Source organism: Microbulbifer hydrolyticus, from assembly GCF_009931115.1.
Taxonomy (GTDB): domain Bacteria; phylum Pseudomonadota; class Gammaproteobacteria; order Pseudomonadales; family Cellvibrionaceae; genus Microbulbifer; species Microbulbifer hydrolyticus.
Window position 1 is genome coordinate 711,884 of the sequence record NZ_CP047491.1, and the last position, 20,507, is coordinate 732,390.

The following is a 20,507-nucleotide window of genomic DNA, read 5'->3' on the forward strand; positions in this document are numbered from 1 at the left end:
CACTATCAATACATTTGAGGTGAAAGCTCCACAGGGCCAAATCTCGCTATTAGCATTTCGCTAGAGAGAGTTGCAATGAGCAGAAGAAACAATACGGCTGAAGAAGAAGGACAAGCGATTGACCTCACGCCCATGCTGGACGTGGTGTTCATCATGCTGATCTTCTTCATCGTCACCGCAACCTTTATCAAGGAACCGGGCATTGACGTTCTGAAGCCGGAAGCGACAACCGCTGATCTCAAAGCCGCCTCTATTCTGGTAGCGATTAACGACAACAACGAAATCTGGATTGCCAAAGAGCTGGTAGACGATCGCCTGGTGAAAAACACCCTGGAGCGTCTCTATGCAGAAAACCCGAAAGGGTGGTTGGTAATTCAGCCCGATAAGAAGGCAAGTATCGAGAAGGTTGCCCTGATCGCGGACGCGGCCAGGAAGATCGGAATCGAGAAAGTGTCGGTCGCTACAGAGAAGAGTTAACAGCTATGAACCCGGTAAGACTAGTAGGGGCAGGTGCGCTGGCGGTAGCCACGACTTTCGCCCTGATCTTCACCATGCATCAGCTGATCGAAGCCAACATGAAAGCTCCTGATGAAGAGGAGCAGATCAAAGTGGCCGACGTCGTGATGCCGGAGACGAAGATCGAAACCAAATACGATACCAGCAAACCGGATAAGCCCGACGAGCCCGAGCAGCCGCCGCCCGAAATGCCGGAGCCGGAGTTTGACCAGCCGGATGTGGACAATGCCCTGAACATGTCTGCGCCTGCGGCCAACGCCGACCTGAAGGTGGGTGGTATTGGTGGTTTCGCCACTGAAGGTGATTACCTGCCAATCGTAAAGGTTCAGCCCCAGTATCCCCGTCGCGCACTGCAGCGCGGTATCGAAGGCTGGGTAGTCGTGGAATACACGGTGACCAAGAACGGTTCTGTACGGGACCCGCGTGTAGTGGAAGCTTTCACCAAAGACGGCAACCCCACTACGATCTTCAATAGCGCTGCGGTGAAGTCTGCGCTGAAGTACAAGTACAAGCCGCGGGTTGTTGATGGCGAGCCGATTGAAGTTCCTGGTGTAAAAACCAAGATCAGCTTCAATATGGCGCAATAAGTTAGGGGACGCATATGAACATGACGACCGTGACGAAAGGTTTATCCAAGCTCGTCCTGCGCACGTCCGTGGCGCTGCCCCTGGTGCTGGCCCCGGCAGTAAGCGTTACCGTGCTGGAAGCGGTGGGTGTATCCGCTTCTTTTGCCCAGTCCCAAGCGGCTGAACAAAAGACGCGCAAAACCCCATCCATGCGTGAAAGTGCCTTCAAATACCTGGGCAAGGCCCAGGAAGCCGCTGACGCCGGAAAATGGCAGGAAGCACTGGCTGCGTTGAGGGAGATGGAAGCGGGTAAAAGTAAGCTGAACGGTTATGAAACCGCTCAGATGTACTACTTCTACGGCTTTGTCTACTACAGCATGGAGAAGTATCCGCAGGCGATTAACTACTACAAGCAGGTACTGCAGCAGGGTGAAGAAAACCTGCCGGTAGCTCTGGAAGTAGGCACCCTGCTGACCATCGCCCAGCTGTATTTCGTAACCGAAGACTACAAGCAGGCTCTGGTTTACCTGAACAGGTGGTTTGCACTTGCTGACAACGTAACGGCGGATTCTTACGCCCTGCGTGCTCAGGCTTATCATCAGGTGGGTAACGCCAAAAATGCGATGGCTGATATCACCAAGGCCATTTCCATGTACGAGCAGGATGGCAAGACCCCCAAGGAAAACTGGTTCCAGCTGCAGCGCTACTTCTACTATGAGCAGAATGACTACAAAAACGTAGCTAAAGTGCTCGAGAAGCTGGTGAAGTACTACCCGAAAGGCGAGTACTACAGGCAGTTGGCAGGCATGTATGGCGAGCTCAAGCGTGAAGACGACATGCTTCACATGATGGAAGCTGCCTACGTGGCCGGTGCCTTGCAGAAAGAGAAAGAGCTGTTGAACATGGCCTATCTCTTTATGGGTGCTGAGATGCCGTACAAGGGTGCCAAAGTCATCGACAAGGGCATCAAAGAGAAGAAGATCAAGCGGACCTCGAAAAATCTGGAAACCCTGGCTCAGGCTTACCAGATGGCTCAGGAGCTGCAGAAGTCGATTCCCGAGTTGGAAGCTGCTGCCAGCATGTCCGACAAGGGCGATCTTTACTCTCGCCTGGCCAGTATTTACCTGGACCTGGATGACAACAAGAAAGCCATTGATATGGGCGCAAAGGCGCTGAAAAAGGGCGGTATCAAACGTCCTGATCAGCTCTATATTGTTCTCGGTATGGCGAATGCCAACCTGAAGAAGTATGACACTTCGCTGAAGTACCTCGAGAAAGCGGTCGATGACAAGCGTTCCGAGAAATTTGCCAAGCAGTGGATTACTTTTGTCAAAGCAGAGCAGGAGCGGGAGAAGCAGCTGGCAATGTAAGCCACTTGTTTGTTCTGACCCAGAAAAGGCCGCACAGTGTGCGGCCTTTTTTTATGCCTGAAATTTGTCTGTTTTGGCGTTTGCATGATCAATAAATGGGAATTATTTGCATATTCGCCAAATTCGACTAAATACTGAAAGTAGCTGATCAGCTTTCCACTGTACCCACTTACTCGTATGTGGGCGCGAACAATCAACACCTGAAAATAAAAAGGAGAGGTGTTTATGGGACAGGCTTATCCGCTAGATTCCATTTCCCAATTATCCAACCGGCAATTTTCCATTCCGTTAAGGACGGTAACGTTGTTGCGTAACGGCGCTTTTGCCCTGGGTGCTACCGGCTTGCTGCTGTTCGGTATGACACAGCTCATTGCCACGGATTATCAGGCTCCTCCGGAGGCTTTGCCGCCCAAGGTGGCGCCTATCCATATGCCAGAAGTGAAGCCCACGGTGCATAGGAAGGAGCCAGTCAAGAAGCCACAGGAGCTGCCGCCCCCCATGCAACCTGTGACGGTCGACCGCCGCGTGGAGCCGGGGGACATACCGATATCGTTTGAGCCGCCGGTGGTGACGAAGAGAAAGTTGGGGCCTGCTATCGTCAGTTCGGACCCGCTGCCAATTTATAAGCCGGCGCCGAGTTACCCGCGTCGCGCACTGGCCAGGGGTATCGAAGGATATGTGGTGGTGGAGTTCACCATTAGCAAAAATGGCAGTGTGAAAAACCCCAGCGTTGTTGGAGGCTACGACGGTAGCGGCGCACCGACGGATATTTTCAATTCCGCAGCGCTGAATGCCGTAGAGCGGTTTAAATACCGGCCTTTGCTGTCTGAGGGGCAACCGGTGGAGAAGCACGGCGTGCGCAACCGAATCACGTTCAAAATGGCCGAATAACGGGAGAGGTCATTGGATAAAAAAATAGCGGGCAACTTGCCCGCTATTTTTATTTGGCACCGGCCGCTGGATCGAAGACCAGGTCAGTCGATCTCGCGTACCGCACCTTTGTCGGCGGCGGTAGCGAGCAGCGCGTAGGCCTTGAGTGCGCGGCTTACCTTGCGTGGTCGAACCTTGGCCGGCTTCCAGGCGTCTTGTCCTTTGTTGCTCATGGCTTCCCGGCGGCGGTGGAGTTCGGCTTCCGGGATATCCACTTCGATCAGGCGATTGGGGATATCGATGCGTATCAGGTCACCGTCCTGTACCAGGCCGATATTACCGCCACCGGCCGCTTCCGGAGATACGTGCCCGATGGACAGGCCCGAGGTGCCGCCGGAGAAGCGACCGTCGGTGATCAGGGCGCAGTACTTGCCCAGCCCCTTGGATTTAAGGTAGCTGGTGGGGTAGAGCATTTCCTGCATGCCGGGGCCTCCCTTGGGGCCCTCGTAGCGCACGATCACCGCTTCCCCCTGCTTTACCTTGCCCTCGAGAATATGCGCTACCGCATCTTCCTGGCTCTCGACGATATGTGCGGGCCCTTCGAACTTCCACAGTTCCTCTTCAACACCGGAGGTCTTCACCACGCAGCCATCGACGGCCAGGTTGCCGAACAGCACCGCCAGCCCGCCCTCGGCGGAGTAGGCGTGTTCTACGGAACGAATACAGCCATATTCGCGGTCGCCATCCAGGTTGTTCCAGCGACACTCCTGGCTGAATGCCTGTTGGGTGGGGATGCCGGCGGGGCCGGCGCGGAAGAATTTGTGTACGTCCGGGTCGTCGGTGCGGCGGATGTCCCACTGTTCCAGGGCTTCCTTGAGCGAACTGCTGTGCACGGTCGGCAGGCTGGCGTCCAGCAGGCCGCCCGCTTCCAGCTCGCCCAGAATGGACATCACACCGCCTGCGCGGTGTACATCCTCGATATGATATTTCTGGGTGTTCGGCGCCACCTTGCACAGCTGCGGAATTTTGCGTGACAGGCGGTCGATATCGGCAAGGGTGAAGTCGATCTCCCCTTCCTGTGCGGCAGCGAGCAGGTGCAGGATGGTATTGGTGGAACCGCCCATAGCGATATCCAGCGCCATGGCATTGCTGAACGCGGCGCGGTTGGCGATGGTGCGCGGGAGTGCGGATTCATCGTCCTGTTCGTAATAGCGCCTGGCGAGCGACACGATCTCGCGCCCGGCCCGCAGAAACAGCGCCTCGCGGTCTGCATGGGTGGCGAGCATGGTGCCGTTGCCCGGCAGTGACAGGCCCAGGGCCTCGGTGAGGCAGTTCATGGAGTTGGCGGTGAACATGCCGGAGCAGGAGCCGCAGGTGGGGCATGCTGAGCGCTCGTACTCGGCGACCTTTTCATCGGAAGCGTCATCTGTGGCCGCAATCACCATGGCATCGACAAGGTCCAGCTTGTGGTCCGCGAGCTTGGTCTTGCCTGCTTCCATCGGCCCGCCAGAGACGAAGATCACCGGGATATTCAGGCGCAGGGCAGCCATCAGCATTCCGGGGGTAATTTTGTCGCAGTTGGAGATGCACACCAGCGCATCCGCACAGTGCGCATTTACCATGTATTCCACTGAGTCGGCGATAATCTCACGGCTGGGCAGGCTGTAGAGCATACCGTCGTGGCCCATGGCGATACCGTCATCCACCGCGATGGTGTTGAACTCCTTGGCTACGCCGCCAGCCTTTTCAATTTCCCGCGCCACCAGTTGCCCCATGTCTTTGAGGTGCACGTGCCCGGGCACGAACTGGGTAAAAGAGTTGGCGACGGCAATGATCGGCTTTTGAAAGTCGTCATCCTTCATGCCGGTGGCGCGCCAGAGTGCGCGGGCGCCGGCCATATTGCGGCCGGCGGTAGAAGTGCGGGAGCGGTATTGAGGCATAGTATTTCTTACAAAAATGGCTCTTGGAGCGGTGCTCCGGAAAAAATCGGCAAGTGACAGAGTGCGGGCAACTGGAAAGCTCGACCCGTCACAGAGGTGGGGCAGCAAATAGCCCCGGCAGCGCGACAGATTACCAAAGTAGAAAGGATTTTGCGCGGTCGCGTGCCCGCGGGGGTTTCGCCGAAAGATCTGTCCGCTTGGGGCTACGGGATCCGCAAACTTTTTACGCCTTGAGCGCCTTACGCAAAACGCGAGAATTGCGCTGGATGTTGTACATCGACTGGCGGCTTGCGGGCAGGCTGGAAACGTCGACCTGCGCAAAGCCTCGCTCGATAAACCAGTGCTCGGTCTGTGTCGTCAGGACGTAGAGTTCTGAAAGCTCGAGCGCGCGGGCCTGGCGTTCCAGGTGCTGTAACAACTTGGCCCCGCGGCCGCCACCGCGAAACTCCGGGTGAATCGCGACACAGGCAATCTCGGCGGCCACGGTGTCCCCCTGGTGGTCGAGAATCGGGTAGAGCGCCGCGCAGGCTACCGGCGTTCCATCAACTTCGACCAGAGTAAAGTGGTCAATTTCCGCTTCCAGCTTCTCGCGCGAGCGCCGCACCAGAATACCCTGCTTTTCCAGGGGACGGATCAAGCCAAGAATACCGCCCACATCATTAATCCGCGCGCGGCGAATCACCTCGTAGCTGTCGCGGTAGATCATAGTGCCGGCACCCTCACGACTGAACAGCTCCTGTAGCAGCGTGCCGTTGTCGGCGTAACTGAGCAGGTGTACCCGCTGGGTACCAGCGTTACAGGCGCTGATGGCGCTGTTCAGCGTCTCGCTGTCGAGTTGCTCTGCGACGTCCTCGGCCTGATGGATACTGAGGTCATGCACCGGCGTGCCTGCTACTTCCAGCTGTGGTGTATCCCGGTACAGGATCAGTTTCTCGGCGCGCAGGCATTTTGCAGCCTCTGTAGCCAGGTCCAGATAATTGAGGTTGAACAGCTCCCCGGTGAGAGAGGTGCCGATCGGGGACAGCAACACCAGGGCGTTTTCTTCCAGCGCACGCGTGATCGCGGGCACCTCCATCCGCCGCACCCGGCCGGTCCAGCGCATGTCCGTGCCATCGATGATGCCGACCGGCCGCGCTGACACGAAGTTACCCGAGATCACCTTGAGCGCTGACCTGGCCATAGGCGAGTCCGGTAGCCCCTGGGAAAAGGCCGCCTCGATCTCAAAGCGCAGCTTGCCCATGGTCGCCTTGATGACTTCCAGGGTGTCGCGATCAGTAATACGGGTATTGCCATGAAAACGGTTTTCAATACCGGCGCTTTCCAGCGCCCGGTTTACCTGCGCGCGTGCGCCGTGTACCAGTACCAGGCGCACACCGAGGCTGATCAGTAGCGTCAGGTCGTGTACAAGGTTGCGAAAATTCTCGTGCTCCACGCCTTCGCCGGGAATCGCGACCACCAGGGTTCGCCCGCGCAGGTCATTGATATAGGGCGCGGCGTTTCGGAACCAATTGAGGGTGGTGGTTTCGGTATTCACAATCTTTACTGTTCAGCAGGTAAGTTGGAGGTTGGCACAATATACCGTATTTTCTGCGGGTGTATTGTTTCTGCGTCAAGATGAGCGTTAGCCTGGTGCACAGGCTGCGATGCCCGGTTACAAACAGAAATGCCCAATCATCCCTTTTAAAATATCCACCATCGGATCAATCCGGTCTAACCCGAGGTACTCATCCGGCTGATGCGCCTGGTCGATATCACCGGGACCGAGGACTATCGTCTGCATTCCAAGTTTTTGTAGAAAAGGCGCCTCGGTGGCAAAAGCCACGCTCCCGGCACTGTGCCCGGTGAGCTTTTCCGCTGCTTTTACCAGCTCGGATTGTGCTGGCTCTTCGAATGCGTCCACGCCGCCGATCAGCGAGTCCATTTCAAGTTTTATTTTTTCCCCGCCGACTGCGTTGCTGAGGCGCTGATGCAGCTCTCCACGCAGTTCGTCCATGGGCATTCCCGGCAGCGGGCGCAGGTCGAACTGCAACTCTGTGTGGCCACAAATGCGGTTTGGGTTGTCGCCACCGTGGATACACCCGAGGTTGAGTGTTGGCACCTGAACCTCGAAGCCCGGATTCTGGTAGCGCTGCTGCCACTCGCCGCGCAGTTTCAGAATTTCACCCATCGCGGTGTGCATGGCTTCCAGCGCACTGGCCCCATAAGCGGGGTTGGAGGAATGGCCGGCCTGGCCGGTGATACGCAAGCGCTCCATCATCATGCCTTTGTGCATGCGGATGGGCTTGAGCCCGGTGGGCTCGCCGATTACCGCATAGCGGGCTTTTGGTATGCCCGCCTTTACCAGCGCACGGGCGCCGGACATCGACGTCTCCTCGTCGGCGGTGGCGAGAATGATCAGCGGTTGCCTGAGTGGTTTGTCGGCGAAGGCCTTGGCTGCCTCGATGGCGAGCGGGAAAAAGCCTTTCATATCGGTACTGCCGAGACCGTAGAACCGATTGTCCCGCTCGCTCAGTTTGAACGGATCCGACTGCCAGCGATCGTCGTCGTAGGGTACGGTATCCGTGTGTCCCGCGAGCACCAGGCCACCGTCACCTCTGCCGAGCGTGGCAATCAGGTTGGCCTTGTTGGGCTTGCTCTCGATCGGCATGATCTCGGCCCGGAAACCGAGTGTGTCGAGCCATACCGCCAGCAGGTCGATCACACCGCGATTGCCCATATCGAGTTTTGGGTTGGTGGCGCTTACGCTTGGGCTGGCGACCAGCTGCTGCAGCTGGCTCTGCAGGGTAGGCAGAGTGCGGGTGCTCATTGGGACGATCCTTGTATGTGTGAACTTCGGTGTTTGTTACGCCATTCACTGATCGCAACGGCCGCTGCGATCAGCAAGCCGCCGACGATCAGCCTTGGCAGGTTTGCGTCACGATTCCAGATCAGCAGGTTAACCAGAAGGCCGGCCGGAATCAGCGCGTTGTTCATTGCGGCAAGCGTTGCAGGGGATACCTGTGTGGCACCTTTATTCCAGAGAAAATAGCCGAGGCCGGAGGCGACCGCGCCAAGCCAGAGTAGCACGGCCCACTGCACGCCACTCGTTGGATATTGTGGTGTACCGAGTATCAACCACGCGGCCACGGCAACAATACTCGCTCCGATAAAAAACCAGCCAAATGTTTCCCGGGGCGCCAGAGTCGCCCCCCGGGTGCGGGCAGATTGCATAAACTGCCTGTAAGCCACCTGGCCGGTCGCAAAGCACAGGTTGGCGCCCTGGACTACGAAAAAGCCCAACCAGTAATCCTCACTGAGGTCATCCCAGCGGATAACCGCAGCGCCGGCGACGGCAATTGCAGCGACGGACAGGTTCCAGAGCGAGTCTCCCAGGGTGAAACGCCGTGCCAGCAGGTTATAAATCAGGGCGATGTATACCGGGGTGAAAATCGTAAATAGCAGTACCTCGGGCACGCTGAGCAGCAGGAAGGACTGATAGTAAAACAGGTACATCATTCCCAGCTGAACGGCGCCGATCGTCATCAGGGTGATCGCTGTGCGCGGTGGAGTACGCCAGTTGAGAAGAGGCAGGAACACAACGGTTGCCAGCAATACCCGGGTGAGCACGGAAAAGTAGCTGTCGACCTGCCCGGCAAGGTACACGCCGATCAGGCTGAACGAGAAGGCCCACAATAGTGTGATGAGCAGGAGAAGAATCATGAGTGCGACATTGTCCGGATGAGTTTACGCATGGATTACAAGTCACTGGCGGCATTGGCGCAACTGTGTGAGCGCTTACACAAGGTGCGTGCGTTCAGCTTCAATGCCAGCAATGGCCCCGGTTCCAAAACCAACTGGCGTGGACACGCGCGGGGTGAGGTCGAAGTGACGACGGCGGGAGCGCATATCCTTTTTGCAGAGCAGGCAGAATTTACGGATGCGGAAGGCAACAAGGTGGCGCTGGAGAACCGCTACCGCTGGACCCGCTGTGTCGATTTTGTGCGGCTGGAGCATTTGCGGCGCGAGCAGCCGGTATTGTTGTTTAATCTGGTCCCCATCACCGAGCACGGGTTTCGCCACCAGTCGCCGCATTTGTGTGGCGAGGATACCTATACTGCGGACCTGATTCTGCACCCGGATGAAATTGAGCTGATCTGGCAGATTGTTGGGCCGCGGAAGAATGAAAAGCTTCATTACCATTACTGGTAGTTCTTTGTGGTGCTCCGTAGAGAGTCTTGTGGCGGCGCCGCTACCGGGTGCAAACTTGTGAGACCTTCTAAAACATCCCTGTTTTAGAAGGTCTCACAAGTTTGCACCCGGTATCGTCGCCTTCTCGTAGGCACTTTTACTTCATACAAACCTTCGAATTAGAGCGTGATTTGCCCCCGCAAATAGGTCACCGCTTTCCCCCGCATAATCACCCTGTCTCCCTGCAATTCACAATCAAGCTCACCACCACGTGGTGAAATCTGCTTCGCCTTGAGCGCGGTCTTATCCAGCTTGTCCGCCCAAAACGGCATCAGGTAGGTATGGGCAGAGCCGGTTACCGGGTCTTCATCGATACCGATAGCGGGCGCGAAGAAGCGGCTGACAAAGTCGCAGTCGAAGCCCTCCCCGGGAGCGGTGCAGATTACGCCTTTGTAGGGAAGGCTGGCGACGGCACGCATATCGGGGGCGAGGTTAGCAATGACTTCCGCGGAGTCAAATGCCACCAGTAGCTGGTCATTGGAGCCAGCGACCTCCATTGCAGACCGCGGCTCGGCACCGAGCGCATCGGTGTATTCCTTGCCGAGGCCGACCGGTTGGATATTTTGTGCGGGGAAGTCCAGCGCCAGTTGCTCGCTGTTACGTCGTACGATCAGTTCACCGCTGCGAGTGAAGAAGTGGATTTCGTCGTCGATAAAGCCAAGCTCGGTCCATAGCAGGTGGGCGGTGACCAGGGTGGCGTGGCCGCACAGGGGGACTTCTTCACCAGGGGTGAACCAGCGCAGCTCGAAACCGTTGCCGGCAGGGACGGTGAACGCGGTTTCGGCGAGGTTGTTCTCCGCGGCGATCTGTTGCAACAAGCGGTCATCGAGCCAGCGGGTGAGCGGCACGTAGGCGGCAGGGTTACCTTTGAACAGTTCGGAAGTGAAGGCGTCAGCCTGGTAGATGGGCAGTTGCACGGGAGTTTCCTTCTCCAGTAAACGAAAAATGAACAATAAAAAAGGGAGCGATAAGCTCCCTTTTTAACAGGTGACGGCGGCGGTTTCTATTACCTGCCGTTATCTACCAGTGGTTTTTACCATTCCCTGTTACCAACCAAACACACCCTTGAAGAAAAAGAAGAACAGGATGGCCAGGCCGGCGCCAGCGGGCAGGGTGACGATCCATGAGGCGGCGATGGTGGTGATCATGCGCAGGTTGAGTGCGCCGATACCGCGGGCCAGCCCCACACCCAGCACCGCGCCCACCAGTGTGTGGGTGGTGGAGACTGGCAGGCCGGTGCCGGACGCCAGTACCACAGTGGAGGCCGCACCCAGCTCGGCAGCAAAGCCCCGGCTCGGAGTCAGCTCGGTGATCTTCTTGCCGATGGTGGCCATTACCTTGAAGCCGTAAGTGGCGAGACCGACAACGATACCGGCACCACCGAGTAGCAGGATCCACCCCGGCATTGCGGCCTTGGCGGTTACCGTACCCTGTTGCACCGTGTTGACCACCGCAGCCAGCGGGCCTACGGCATTGGCCACGTCGTTGGAGCCGTGCGCAAATGCCATGGCGCAGGCGGTGAAAACCATAAGGATCGCGAACACCCGTTCAACATTCGCGAAACGATTGTATTTCTCGCGCTCCGGGTCGCGCTTGATACGCTTCAGCAGCATGATGCCGACCCCCATGACGATCAGGCCCATGACCCCGGCGATGAGTGCGTCCTGCCAGAAGGAGAGGGTGATGTCGGCGTCTTTCAGTACATGTTTCAGGCCTTTGGTGAGCGTCACCATGGAGATCATCCAGCCCACCGCGAACATGTAAACCGGGATATAGCGCTTGGCGTTGGCGAAGGGGTCTTCCGTGTTGAGGATCAGGCGCTGCACACTCCTGAATAACATAAAGGAAATGGTGCCCGCGAGTACCGGCGATACCACCCAGCTGGCGACGATACTCGCGACTTTCCCCCAGGCCACCGCGTCCACGGATATACCCACCGCCGAGAAGCCGACGATGGCGCCGACAATGGAGTGGGTGGTGGATACGGGCCAGCCCAGGATACTGGCGATCATCAGCCAGGTACCCGCCGCCAGCAGCGCGGAGAGCATGCCGTAGACCAGTAGTTCTGGTTTATCGTTGAACAGATCCGGAGAGATGATTCCCTTGCGGATGGTAGAGGTCACTTCGCCGCCGGCCAGGTAGGCGCCGGCAAACTCGAAGATCATGGCGATCACGATCGCCTGCTTGATGGTCAGTGCGCGCGAGCCCACCGAGGTACCCATGGCGTTGGCGACGTCGTTGGCGCCCACACCCCAGGCCATGAAGAATCCGAAAACACAGGCCAGGATCAGGAAGATGTGACCGTATTGAGCGATGATTTCCACGTTTTCTCTCCCTTTAGCGCGCCAGCAACAGCTGTAGTCGGTTGCCCACGGCGTGGGCCTCATCCGCCAGTACGCCAACCCACTCGATGACCCGGTAGAGGAAAATCACGTCTACTGGCGGCAGGTCTTTTTCTAGTTTGAATAATGTGGCGCGTACTTCCACTTCAAGCTTGTCGGATTTGCGCTCAAGGTCATCCAGTTCCTCGGTCATGCGACGGGCGATATCCACTTCGCGTCCCGCAAAGCCGGACTCCAGCAGTTCGTCCAGCTCATTGATGGCGGTGAGCGCCTGCGCTGAGGTGGCCACGGCGCTCTCGACAAAGATCGCCATCATGCTGTGCATGGACGCGGGAATCTCCATCTGGCGACCGATCGCGAGGCCAGCGATATCCTGGGCGGTGTTGGCCACTTTGTCCTGGGCGTGCAGCAGCTCCAGCAGGTCGCTGCGGGAGACCGGCATAAACAGGCTGTCCGGCAGGTGCAGGCGCAGATCCTTCTTGATGTCGTCGGCGCGGTTTTCGCTGGCGGAGATGCGTTGCTGAACGGTTTTGGCAGTGCCGAAGTCACCTTTCATAAGGGCTTCGAAGAAGGGCACCAGATCCGCTGACGCTTCGTGGGCGGTCGCCATGTGCTCCTTGATCGGCTTGATCGGCGAGCGGCCGAACAGATTGGCGATATTGGACAGGGGCATGGTCTGTTCCTTTTTTCCGGTCCTGAGAGAGGGGGTTATGGCCGCCGGGGCGGCCAAATTGGGCGGCATGGTACCCCAACCAGTGCGAAGGTCACAGTGACGGTTTGGTTTCGCCGCCAATCCGTTGATCTGGCGCACTGTTGCCGCTCGCCATAAAAGCTACAATGCGCCTTCATGATAAGCGTAGACGGGTAACAGGGTATGGCTGTGAGCAGAATGGCGGACCGGATTCTCGACCTGCCGGGATTGCTGGAAGACCTGGTGGGACAGGGCTATGTGAGCCGTCTGGAGGCCAACCGCCTGATCGGGACGCCGCGCAGCGCTGAGCAGGCGCAAATGCACCCGCTTTCGTATATAGCCAGCTGTGAGCTGGAGAATCAGAAGAAGCCTGGCAAGACACTGGATGCCGCCACCCTGACCCAGTGGCTGGCGGATACTTCCTCCCACGGCATCTATCATATCGATCCACTCAAGGTGAACGTGGCGGAAGTCACCGAGGTGATGAGCTTCCAGTTTGCCAAGCGCCACCAGATCCTGTGTGTGGAGGCCTCGAAAGAGATGCTGCTGGTGGCTACCGCGCAGCCCTACACCAGCGGCTGGGAAGAGCAGCTGGAGCACACCAGCGGCCGCACGGTACAGCGGGTGGTCGCGGACCCGGCGGATATCAAGCGCTACGGCATCGAGTTCTATTCCCTCGCGAACTCCATTTCCGGTGCCAGCGGCCTCAAGGGCAGCTCCGGCGCCGGCAACTTCGAGCAGCTGCTGGAACTGGGCAATCTGAAGGACCCGGAGGCCAACGACCAGCACATCGTCAATATCGTCGACTGGCTGTTACAGCACGCCTTCGATCAGCGCGCCAGTGACATCCATATCGAGCCGCGTCGTGGTATCGGCCGTATCCGCTTCCGCATCGACGGGGTGCTGCACCCGATTCACGAGTTGCCGGATCAGGTCAACGCCGCCGTCACCAGCCGCCTGAAGATCCTCGGGCGTATGAATGTGGCGGAGAAGCGCAAACCGCAGGACGGCCGCATCAAGACCAAGCGTCCGGATGGCAGTGAAGTGGAACTGCGCCTTTCGACATTGCCTACCGCCTTCGGGGAAAAGCTGGTGATGCGGATCTTCGACCCGGAAGTTCTGGCGCGCTCCTATCACGACCTGGGCCTTGCCGGCGAAGACCTCGCCCGCTGGCACAAAATGCTGGGTCGCCCCAATGGCATCGTGCTTGTTACCGGCCCCACCGGTTCCGGTAAAACCACCACGCTTTATACGGCACTGAAGCAGCTGGCCTCCACCGAGGTGAATGTATCCACCATCGAAGACCCGATCGAGATGGTGGAGGACAGCTTCAACCAGACCCAGGTGCATCACAGCATCGGCCTCGATTTCGCGGCCGGTATCCGCACCCTGATGCGCCAGGACCCGGACATCATCATGGTGGGTGAGATCCGCGACCTGGAAACGGCACAGATGGCGGTGCAGGCCGCTCTCACCGGCCACCTGGTGATCTCCACCCTGCACACCAACGATGCCCCCACCGCGGTTACGCGACTGCTGGATCTGGGGCTGCCGCACTACCTGCTGAAGTCCACCGTGCTTGGGGTTATGGCCCAGCGCCTGGTGCGCACCCTGTGTCCCAGTTGCAAGCGCAAGGCGGAAGTGAGTGACGAGGACTGGCAGGCGCTGGTAAAACCCTGGAAGGCACCCAAGCCGGAGGTGGTGTACCAGCCGGAGGGTTGCCTCGACTGTCGTAACACGGGCTACAAAGGCCGTCAGGGTATCTACGAAATTCTCCCGTTCACCGAGGCTGTACAGGCACTGGTGACGCACGATTGTGATTTGCAGCAGGTGCGTCGCCAGGGCATGCGCGAGGGCATGAACAGTTTGCGTCTCTCCGGTGCGCGAAAAGTGGCGGCGGGTATTACCACCGTACAGGAAGTGCTGCGGGTCGCGCCGCCGCCGGATATCTCTTTCTGATGCCGGCGTGGCGGTGAAACGCTTGCAAACTTTTTTTGTTGCGCCATAGTCGGGAAACCCGGTGTAAAACGGTTGACGATAAAAAGACTGAATAAAGGACTAATCAGATGGCGCTTGAATACGTATTACTGGATGTTTTTGCCGACGCTCCTTTCCAGGGAACCCAGATCCCGGTGGTGAACCTTGCTGGTCGCTCACTGGACGAGTTGGCAAAGAAGGCGATCGCGAGCGAATTCCAGCAGACGGAAACCGTGTTTATCGAGCCGGAAAAAACAGTCCCGGCCTGTGTATATAACAGCGCGGGCCAGCAGCGGTTCGGCGCCCATACCATTCTCGCGGTGTCCTTTATGGCATTTGAGCTGGGCCTGGCCAAAAGTGAAGGCAGCTTTGCCTCTTTCCTGCTGCAGCAGGACAGCGGACTGATCGAAAGCTTTATTGACGACAACGAAGGTAGCCCCGGTAATATCCAGTTTGCGCGTGTGCTGTCACCCACCGTGGATCGCTACACCCCGGAAGTGTCCCGCCTCGCCGCGGCACTGAATACCGGGGAAAAACATATTTCGTTCAGCAAGTACCGGCCCGCCGTAGTGAGTGTGGATACGCCGACCCTGATTGTGCCTTTTACCCGCCCCGAGCATGTCCTGGCTGCCAGTCTCAATCACGATCGCTGGGCGGAATTACTGGGTGACATGTACACGTCGGAGCTGTTTCTGTTTGCACCTGGTTCGATTACCGGCGGTACAGAGTTTCACGGCCGCCTGCTGAACCCGAATCTGGCAAAAGACGTCTACCCGCCCATCGGCAATGTGATGCCGGAGTTTATCGCCTATCTTGCCGAGCAGCAGGAAACCGTCGCGGGCACCCACACATTTTCTGTGGATCGCGGCAGCGAGGACACTCGCAAGAGTGTGCTGCATGTGGAGTTTGATAAAAAGGCGGGCAAGGAAGTGCGCTGCCGCATCGGCGGCAAGGTGATCAAGATGGGAGAGGGCAAGCTGTTCTATTCCTGACCTTTGCTGGCAATAAACAGCAGCCAATAAAAAACCGCGCCGTTGCGCGGTTTTTTTATTGGCGAAGGGGTTATGCTGCCGGATCTTCCGTATCCTCCTGTTCCTCGCCTTCGGCGGTCTGTTCCTTTTCCTCCCGTTCCACTAGTACCAGGTCGTCGTGGCGTTTGTTCACCACGCGCTCGAAATCGTATTTGGCGATCTCGAAAACCTGTTCCCGGTCGTTCCGCCGCACATAGTATTTGTTGTCGGCCTGGGCGAAGTGATAGCGCAGCTCACCGCGCTCGGACTGCACCACGATTTCCGTTTCCTCGACATCGGGTATTTCCTCTGCGGGTGAGGTAACACGCAGTTTCTCCAGGGCGCTGGCGAGCTCGCGGGATTTTCCGGGATCAACCGCGGGCACAACGATTTCTTTGCCGTCGCTATTTGCCGTGGCAAATTTCCAGTTGTCACCATTTTTGCGCAGCTGATAGTCCGGTCCCTCGATACGCTCGATATCGCCGGCGGCCAGCAGGGTTTTATCCAGCCAGCTGCCCGCGTTTTCCGGCAGGTCGAAGCTGTTTAGCTCCACCGCATAGATGGCGTCGTCATCGGCGCGGCGCACATGCACCTTGCGGAAACCCGGTGAGGTACCTACAAGCAACTCCGCAGTCGGCGTGTCACCGTCCGTGGTGTACAGCTTGAGGTGTTTGCGGAATTTGTCTTCCGCTACTTCAAAGCGCTCGCGCGCGCTGTTGCTGGTGGCCACCGGCCAGTTGCCTTTGAGCGCAGTGAGTTTTGCGAGCAGAGTATCGAGCTTGTCGCTGTCGACCGGCAGATCGTGCAGGTCCGGCAGCTGCCACTGGCCGTCTTTTTTCACCAGCGTCACACGTTCGTCGTCGCCGGCAATTTCCAGTCGCTTGAGCGCATCGGTTTTGGTCTGCACCAGTTGGGTCTGTTGTGCCTGCGCCTGATTGCGTGCGCTTGTATTCCAGAACAGGCCCGCGGCCAGTACCAGCTGCAGTGCCAGCACGCCGCTCAATGCCATTTGCAGATTTTTCATATTACGGTTCCTCCTCAGCCGGCCAGCAGCTGCTGGTAGCGCTGCTGGCGGGCGCGACTGCGCAGGGTCTGGATAAGGGCGACGATGCCCAGCGCCAGCAGTGCGCAGATATAGTTCAGGGTTTCCCAGAACAGACGGCTGTCCTGCTCCATGGGCGGCAGGGTGCGGTTGAAGTGGCCGCGGGCGCGGATGCCGAGCAGGCCTGCGTCCTCAAGAGACCAGTCGACGCTGTTGGCCGCCAGTTGCAGGGTGTTGAGGTAGTCGCCGCCCGCGGCCGCGCCGCTCATGCGCACCACCTGATCGCGCAGGAAGTCATTCGACGCGAACAGGATGATGCGCGCGGACTCCGGCGAACGGCTGATCTGGCTGGGCAGGTTTTCCAGTTTGGTGGCGTCACTCGCGCTGTCGGCTTCGCCTTCGGGCTGCTCTTCTGGTTGTTGTGCCAGCGGCGAGGGTTTGCCGGCGAAGTAGGAATCAAAGCGTCCGGCACTCACCACACCCAGCAGCTGCGACGCGCGCTCGCCCTCCGGGGTGAAGGCGCTGATCTGCCCGTCCACATAGCGCGGCATCACGCTGGTACTGCTGGACAGCCAGGACTCCTCCGAGCTGTGCAGCAGCGGGGTGATGGTGCGCTGTGCAGACTTCTCGTCGTCCACACGGATCGGCGAGGCCCAGCTCAGGGTGGCCTGGGGCAGGTTACCGGTGATGGGGTTGTCGGCGTTCAGGCCGTCGCCGCGCACGTCGATAAAGTAGGGGTAGTCCAGCATGCGCAGTTCCTGCAGCTGGAAACCGCCCACATTGCGGGTGACCGGCACCGGGAAGGCACTGTTCTGTGGGTCCAGCACCAGTTGGTTGTCCACCTTCAGGCCCATGTGTTCGAGCCAGGGTTCCAGGCCGCTGTTGACCCGATTCAGGCTCAGGCTGCGGTTGGACAGGTTGGCGCTGTAGGGGGAGGTGGCGGCAATCACGGTGCCACCTTGCATCAGGAACTGGTCCACCGCATACAGGGCTTTTTCGCTCAGGTTGCGCGGCGCCAGAAGCATCAGGATATCCGCGTTGCCGGACACGCGACCATCGCTCAGGTCCTCGCGCTCCACGTTCAGCTCGGCGCCGAGCAAGGTTTCCAGCTGGCTGAAGCGGGCACCACCACCCATCCCCCGGCTGAAATCGTCTGCGGGTGTCACCAGTGCGACGGTCTTGGTAAAGCCGCTGGCAAAGCGCTTGATGCCCGCTTCCAGGTTGCGCTCGAAAGTGTCCGCGCTGAGGTCGTCCAGCGGGATTTGCACGATCTGCTCATCGCGGGCGAGGGTCAGGTAGAAATAGAAGGGGCGGCCGACCAGGCTCGCGGCCATGGGCTGGAAGCCATAGTCCTCGGCAATCTGCTGCGCCACCACACCGCCATCCGCTTGCGGGTCGATGAACTCGACGCTCAGGCGATCACCGGCGTCCGCCTGTATTTTTTCCACGGATTCACGGATGGTCTGCTTGAACTCCGCCAGCTGTTCGGGCAATTGCTCGTCGGCGGAAACATAGGCGGTAAACGTCAGCTTGCCCTGCACCGTGTCGAACAGGTTGCCCTCGCTCTGGTAGCTCTGCAGGACTTTCTTGATCGCGCGGGTGAGGTCGTACTCCGGGTTGCGCAGTTGCACGTCGATGTCCGCCTCGCGCTCTGCATTCACCTCGATCAGGTCGCGGAAGCCCAGTACCTCGTACTCGTCGCCGTACTGCACCAGCACATCGAAATAGGAGCTGACGATGGAAGCCTGGTAGCGGTCCGCCACCTGGAAGGGCACCGGTGCGATACCGTATTTGCGGTTGGCTTCTTCCTCCAGTTCCGGCTCCTGTGTCGGGTCAATGATCTCCACCCGCACGCGGCCGTCGCCGGCCACCTCGTACTCCCGCAGCAGGTCGCGCATCTGCGGTACCAGCGGGGCGAGCAGCGGATGGGTTTTGCCGCTGAAATAGCCGCGGATCAGCAGCGGTTCCTGCAGCTGGTTGAGGTACTGCTCGGTGGCCGGGGAGATGGAATACAGGTTGCCCTCGGTCACATCCGCGCGCAGGGATTTCAATTGCCCCAGCCACAGGTTGGCGCCCAGGGCATTGACCACCAGCAGCGCGGTAACCGCGTGCCAGGCGCGGCGATGCTGGCGGTCGCCGCTGGCGGCCCAGCGCTCGCGCTCCAGTACCAGGGTGTTGAGGGCCAGGAACACCGCGCACAGGCTCAGGTAGTAGTAGAGGTCCGGCAGGTCGATGACGCCGCGGGTGATGGCATCAAAGCGCGCACCGGTGCTGAGACTGCGCAGCCACTCGCCGGCGCTGTTGCCGAAAAAGTCGGTGAGCAGCGGTGTGCCGATCAGATAGAACACTCCGCACATGGCGGAAGCCACGATCAGGCTGACGATCTGGTTGCTGGCGCGGGCGGAGACGAACAAGCCGATGCTGAGATACGCCGCACCCAGTAAAAAGGTGGCAAGATAGCCGGCCCACACCGGTCCCCAGTCCAGCTCGCCGATCAGCGCCACGGTGATCGGCAGCGGCAGGGTGATGGCCAGCGCAATACCGAGCAGTACAAGGCAGGCGACAAATTTGCCCACCACAAACTGCCACAGGGGCGCGGGCTGGGTGAGGATATGTTCCAGGGTGCCCTTGGCGCGCTCGTCGCTCCACAGACGCATGGTGAGTGCGCTACTGAGGAATATCAGCAGCAGCGGCATCCACTCGAACAGCGGGCGCACGTCGGCGATATTGCGGGCAAAAAAGGCCTCGCCCCAGAAAAACACGAACAGGCTTACCGCGGCAAAGGTGGCGAGAAACAGATAGGCCACCGGCGAGGCGAAAAACAGGGTGAGCTCTTTGGCGGCGACGCGCTGCATCAGCTGCTTGCCGCTGACCGGGGGCGTGTTACGGGGATTGTTATCAGGCCGCATTATCCAGTGCCTCCGTTTTTTCGTCTTTGCTGTTTTCATTTACCTGGCGGAACAGGCTTTCCAGGTCCCGCTGTTCCGGCTGCAGGCGATAGAGCTCGCCGCCGGCGGCGATCAGGGTGCGGGCGATCACCGCGCTGGCACTGCGCAGGTTGGCGTCCTCATTAAGCAGGATGCGGAACTGCCCGGCGCTCTTCTGTGGCTCGATGCGCTCTATGCCGTCTTCCTTGCCGAGGCGGCCGAGGACTTCGCGGGCGTCGGTGGCGGAGGTTTCAAGCAGGATGCTGTTGGCGCGGCGCAGCTGGTCGAGGTTTTCGTCCACCGCGAGGCGGCCGCGGTGGATGATCAGCACGCGGTCACACAGGGCTTCCACTTCCTGCATGATGTGGGTGGAGAGGATGACGGTGGCTTCGCGGGCGATGTCTTTGATCAGTGCGCGCATCTGCCGGGTCTGTGTGGGATCGAGGCCATTGGTGGGCTCATCCAGGATCAGCAGGCGCGGACGCCCGAGAATGGCCTGGGCGACGCCGACGCGCTGTTTGTAACCGCGCGACAGGGTGTGGATGCGCGCGTGCAGTTTGTCCGCCAGTTCGGTGGCTGTGAGGGCGCGGCGGATTTCGTCGATTTTTTCCTGGCCGTCGAGGCCTTTTAGTGAGGCGGCGTAGTCGAGGTAGTCGGCGACGGTCATTTCGCCATACACCGGCAAGTTCTCTGGCAGGTAGCCCAGTTGCCGTTGCAGGGTTTTGGGCTTGTCGGCCATGCTGATGCCATCAATCTTTACGCTGCCGGTATCCGGTTCGAGATAGCCGGAGAGCATTTTCATGATGGTGGTTTTACCGGCGCCGTTGTGGCCGAGCAGGCCGACAATTTCGCCTTTGCCAATATTAAAACTGACGCCGTCTACGGCTTTGAAGTCGCCATAGCAACGGCTGAGGTGGGTGACTTCCAGCACCTTGTCCTCCTTTTGATTTGGTTGTCAGGGGGTGGTGGTAAAACTTCGGGGTTTTAATCAGCTCCGTGGCGGCGCCGCTGTCCGGTACAGCTTTGCGA

Annotated in this window: 17 protein-coding genes; 7 read left to right on the plus strand and 10 right to left on the minus strand. The window is 59.0% G+C overall.

Annotation, left to right across the window (positions count from 1 at the left end; translation table 11 throughout):
- The first annotated feature begins 75 nt into the window (after positions 1-75).
- From GTQ55_RS02995 to GTQ55_RS03010, 4 genes are all read left to right on the plus strand, one after another.
- On the plus strand, positions 76-477 hold the full coding sequence (locus GTQ55_RS02995) for an ExbD/TolR family protein (RefSeq protein WP_161857401.1): 402 nt from the start codon (positions 76-78) through the stop codon (positions 475-477).
- A 5-nt stretch (positions 478-482) separates the two neighbouring features.
- Positions 483-1,103: an energy transducer TonB gene (locus GTQ55_RS03000; protein ID WP_161857402.1), complete on the plus strand. Its 621-nt coding sequence runs from the start codon at positions 483-485 to the stop codon at positions 1,101-1,103.
- Between the two features lie 14 nt (positions 1,104-1,117).
- On the plus strand, positions 1,118-2,452 hold the full coding sequence (locus GTQ55_RS03005) for a tetratricopeptide repeat protein (protein ID WP_161857403.1): 1,335 nt from the start codon (positions 1,118-1,120) through the stop codon (positions 2,450-2,452).
- Between the two features lie 225 nt (positions 2,453-2,677).
- Positions 2,678-3,343 (plus strand): energy transducer TonB, encoded by a 666-nt coding sequence (locus tag GTQ55_RS03010; RefSeq protein ID WP_202620660.1) that lies wholly within the window; start codon positions 2,678-2,680, stop codon positions 3,341-3,343.
- An 83-nt stretch (positions 3,344-3,426) separates the two neighbouring features.
- Here the strand turns inward: GTQ55_RS03010 and ilvD are convergent, their stop codons facing one another.
- From ilvD to GTQ55_RS03030, 4 genes are all read right to left on the minus strand, one after another.
- Complete coding sequence (gene ilvD / locus GTQ55_RS03015; RefSeq protein ID WP_161857404.1) at positions 3,427-5,262, minus strand: dihydroxy-acid dehydratase; 1,836 nt, start codon at positions 5,260-5,262, stop codon at positions 3,427-3,429.
- 223 nt (positions 5,263-5,485) lie between these two features.
- Complete coding sequence (argA, locus tag GTQ55_RS03020; RefSeq protein WP_161857405.1) at positions 5,486-6,796, minus strand: amino-acid N-acetyltransferase; 1,311 nt, start codon at positions 6,794-6,796, stop codon at positions 5,486-5,488.
- 117 nt (positions 6,797-6,913) lie between these two features.
- Positions 6,914-8,068, minus strand: a complete 1,155-nt coding sequence (gene argE / locus GTQ55_RS03025; protein WP_161857406.1) for an acetylornithine deacetylase — start codon at positions 8,066-8,068, stop codon at positions 6,914-6,916.
- Complete coding sequence (locus tag GTQ55_RS03030; RefSeq protein ID WP_161857407.1) at positions 8,065-8,961, minus strand: DMT family transporter; 897 nt, start codon at positions 8,959-8,961, stop codon at positions 8,065-8,067. Before GTQ55_RS03030 ends, argE begins: the two co-directional genes overlap by 4 nt.
- Before the next feature lie 30 nt (positions 8,962-8,991).
- On the opposite strand from GTQ55_RS03030, the gene GTQ55_RS03035 reads away from it, so the two are divergent.
- Positions 8,992-9,450, plus strand: coding sequence for a DUF6314 family protein (locus GTQ55_RS03035; RefSeq protein WP_161857408.1), 459 nt, complete (start codon positions 8,992-8,994; stop codon positions 9,448-9,450).
- A 158-nt stretch (positions 9,451-9,608) separates the two neighbouring features.
- Here the strand turns inward: GTQ55_RS03035 and GTQ55_RS03040 are convergent, their stop codons facing one another.
- The 3 genes from GTQ55_RS03040 to GTQ55_RS03050 all read right to left on the minus strand — a co-directional run bounded on the left by GTQ55_RS03040 (position 9,609) and on the right by GTQ55_RS03050 (position 12,504).
- Positions 9,609-10,406 (minus strand): PhzF family phenazine biosynthesis protein, encoded by a 798-nt coding sequence (locus GTQ55_RS03040; RefSeq protein WP_161857409.1) that lies wholly within the window; start codon positions 10,404-10,406, stop codon positions 9,609-9,611.
- Between the two features lie 129 nt (positions 10,407-10,535).
- The gene (locus tag GTQ55_RS03045) at positions 10,536-11,813 is read right to left on the minus strand and encodes an inorganic phosphate transporter (RefSeq protein ID WP_161857410.1); all 1,278 of its coding nucleotides are present in this window, start codon (positions 11,811-11,813) and stop codon (positions 10,536-10,538) included.
- 13 nt (positions 11,814-11,826) lie between these two features.
- A complete protein-coding gene (locus GTQ55_RS03050) occupies positions 11,827-12,504 on the minus strand; it encodes a TIGR00153 family protein (RefSeq protein ID WP_161857411.1) in 678 nt (225 codons plus the stop codon).
- 201 nt (positions 12,505-12,705) lie between these two features.
- Between GTQ55_RS03050 and tfpB the strand changes: the two genes are divergently transcribed.
- On the plus strand, positions 12,706-14,481 hold the full coding sequence (gene tfpB, locus GTQ55_RS03055) for a type IV pilus assembly ATPase TfpB (protein ID WP_161857412.1): 1,776 nt from the start codon (positions 12,706-12,708) through the stop codon (positions 14,479-14,481).
- A gap of 107 nt (positions 14,482-14,588) precedes the next feature.
- Positions 14,589-15,491 carry a PhzF family phenazine biosynthesis protein gene (locus GTQ55_RS03060; RefSeq protein WP_161857413.1) on the plus strand — a complete coding sequence of 301 codons (903 nt, stop codon included), beginning with the start codon at positions 14,589-14,591 and terminating at the stop codon, positions 15,489-15,491.
- Between the two features lie 70 nt (positions 15,492-15,561).
- Here the strand turns inward: GTQ55_RS03060 and GTQ55_RS03065 are convergent, their stop codons facing one another.
- Genes GTQ55_RS03065 through GTQ55_RS03075 form a run of 3 tightly spaced genes read right to left on the minus strand, consistent with a single transcriptional unit; the run spans position 15,562 to position 20,409 of the window.
- Positions 15,562-16,533 (minus strand): DUF4340 domain-containing protein, encoded by a 972-nt coding sequence (locus GTQ55_RS03065; RefSeq protein WP_161857414.1) that lies wholly within the window; start codon positions 16,531-16,533, stop codon positions 15,562-15,564.
- A 14-nt stretch (positions 16,534-16,547) separates the two neighbouring features.
- The gene (locus GTQ55_RS03070) at positions 16,548-19,460 is read right to left on the minus strand and encodes a Gldg family protein (RefSeq protein WP_237567795.1); all 2,913 of its coding nucleotides are present in this window, start codon (positions 19,458-19,460) and stop codon (positions 16,548-16,550) included.
- Positions 19,450-20,409, minus strand: a complete 960-nt coding sequence (locus GTQ55_RS03075) for an ABC transporter ATP-binding protein (protein WP_161857415.1) — start codon at positions 20,407-20,409, stop codon at positions 19,450-19,452. The genes GTQ55_RS03070 and GTQ55_RS03075 overlap by 11 nt, the downstream gene beginning before the upstream one ends.
- Between the last annotated feature and the right edge of the window lie 98 nt (positions 20,410-20,507).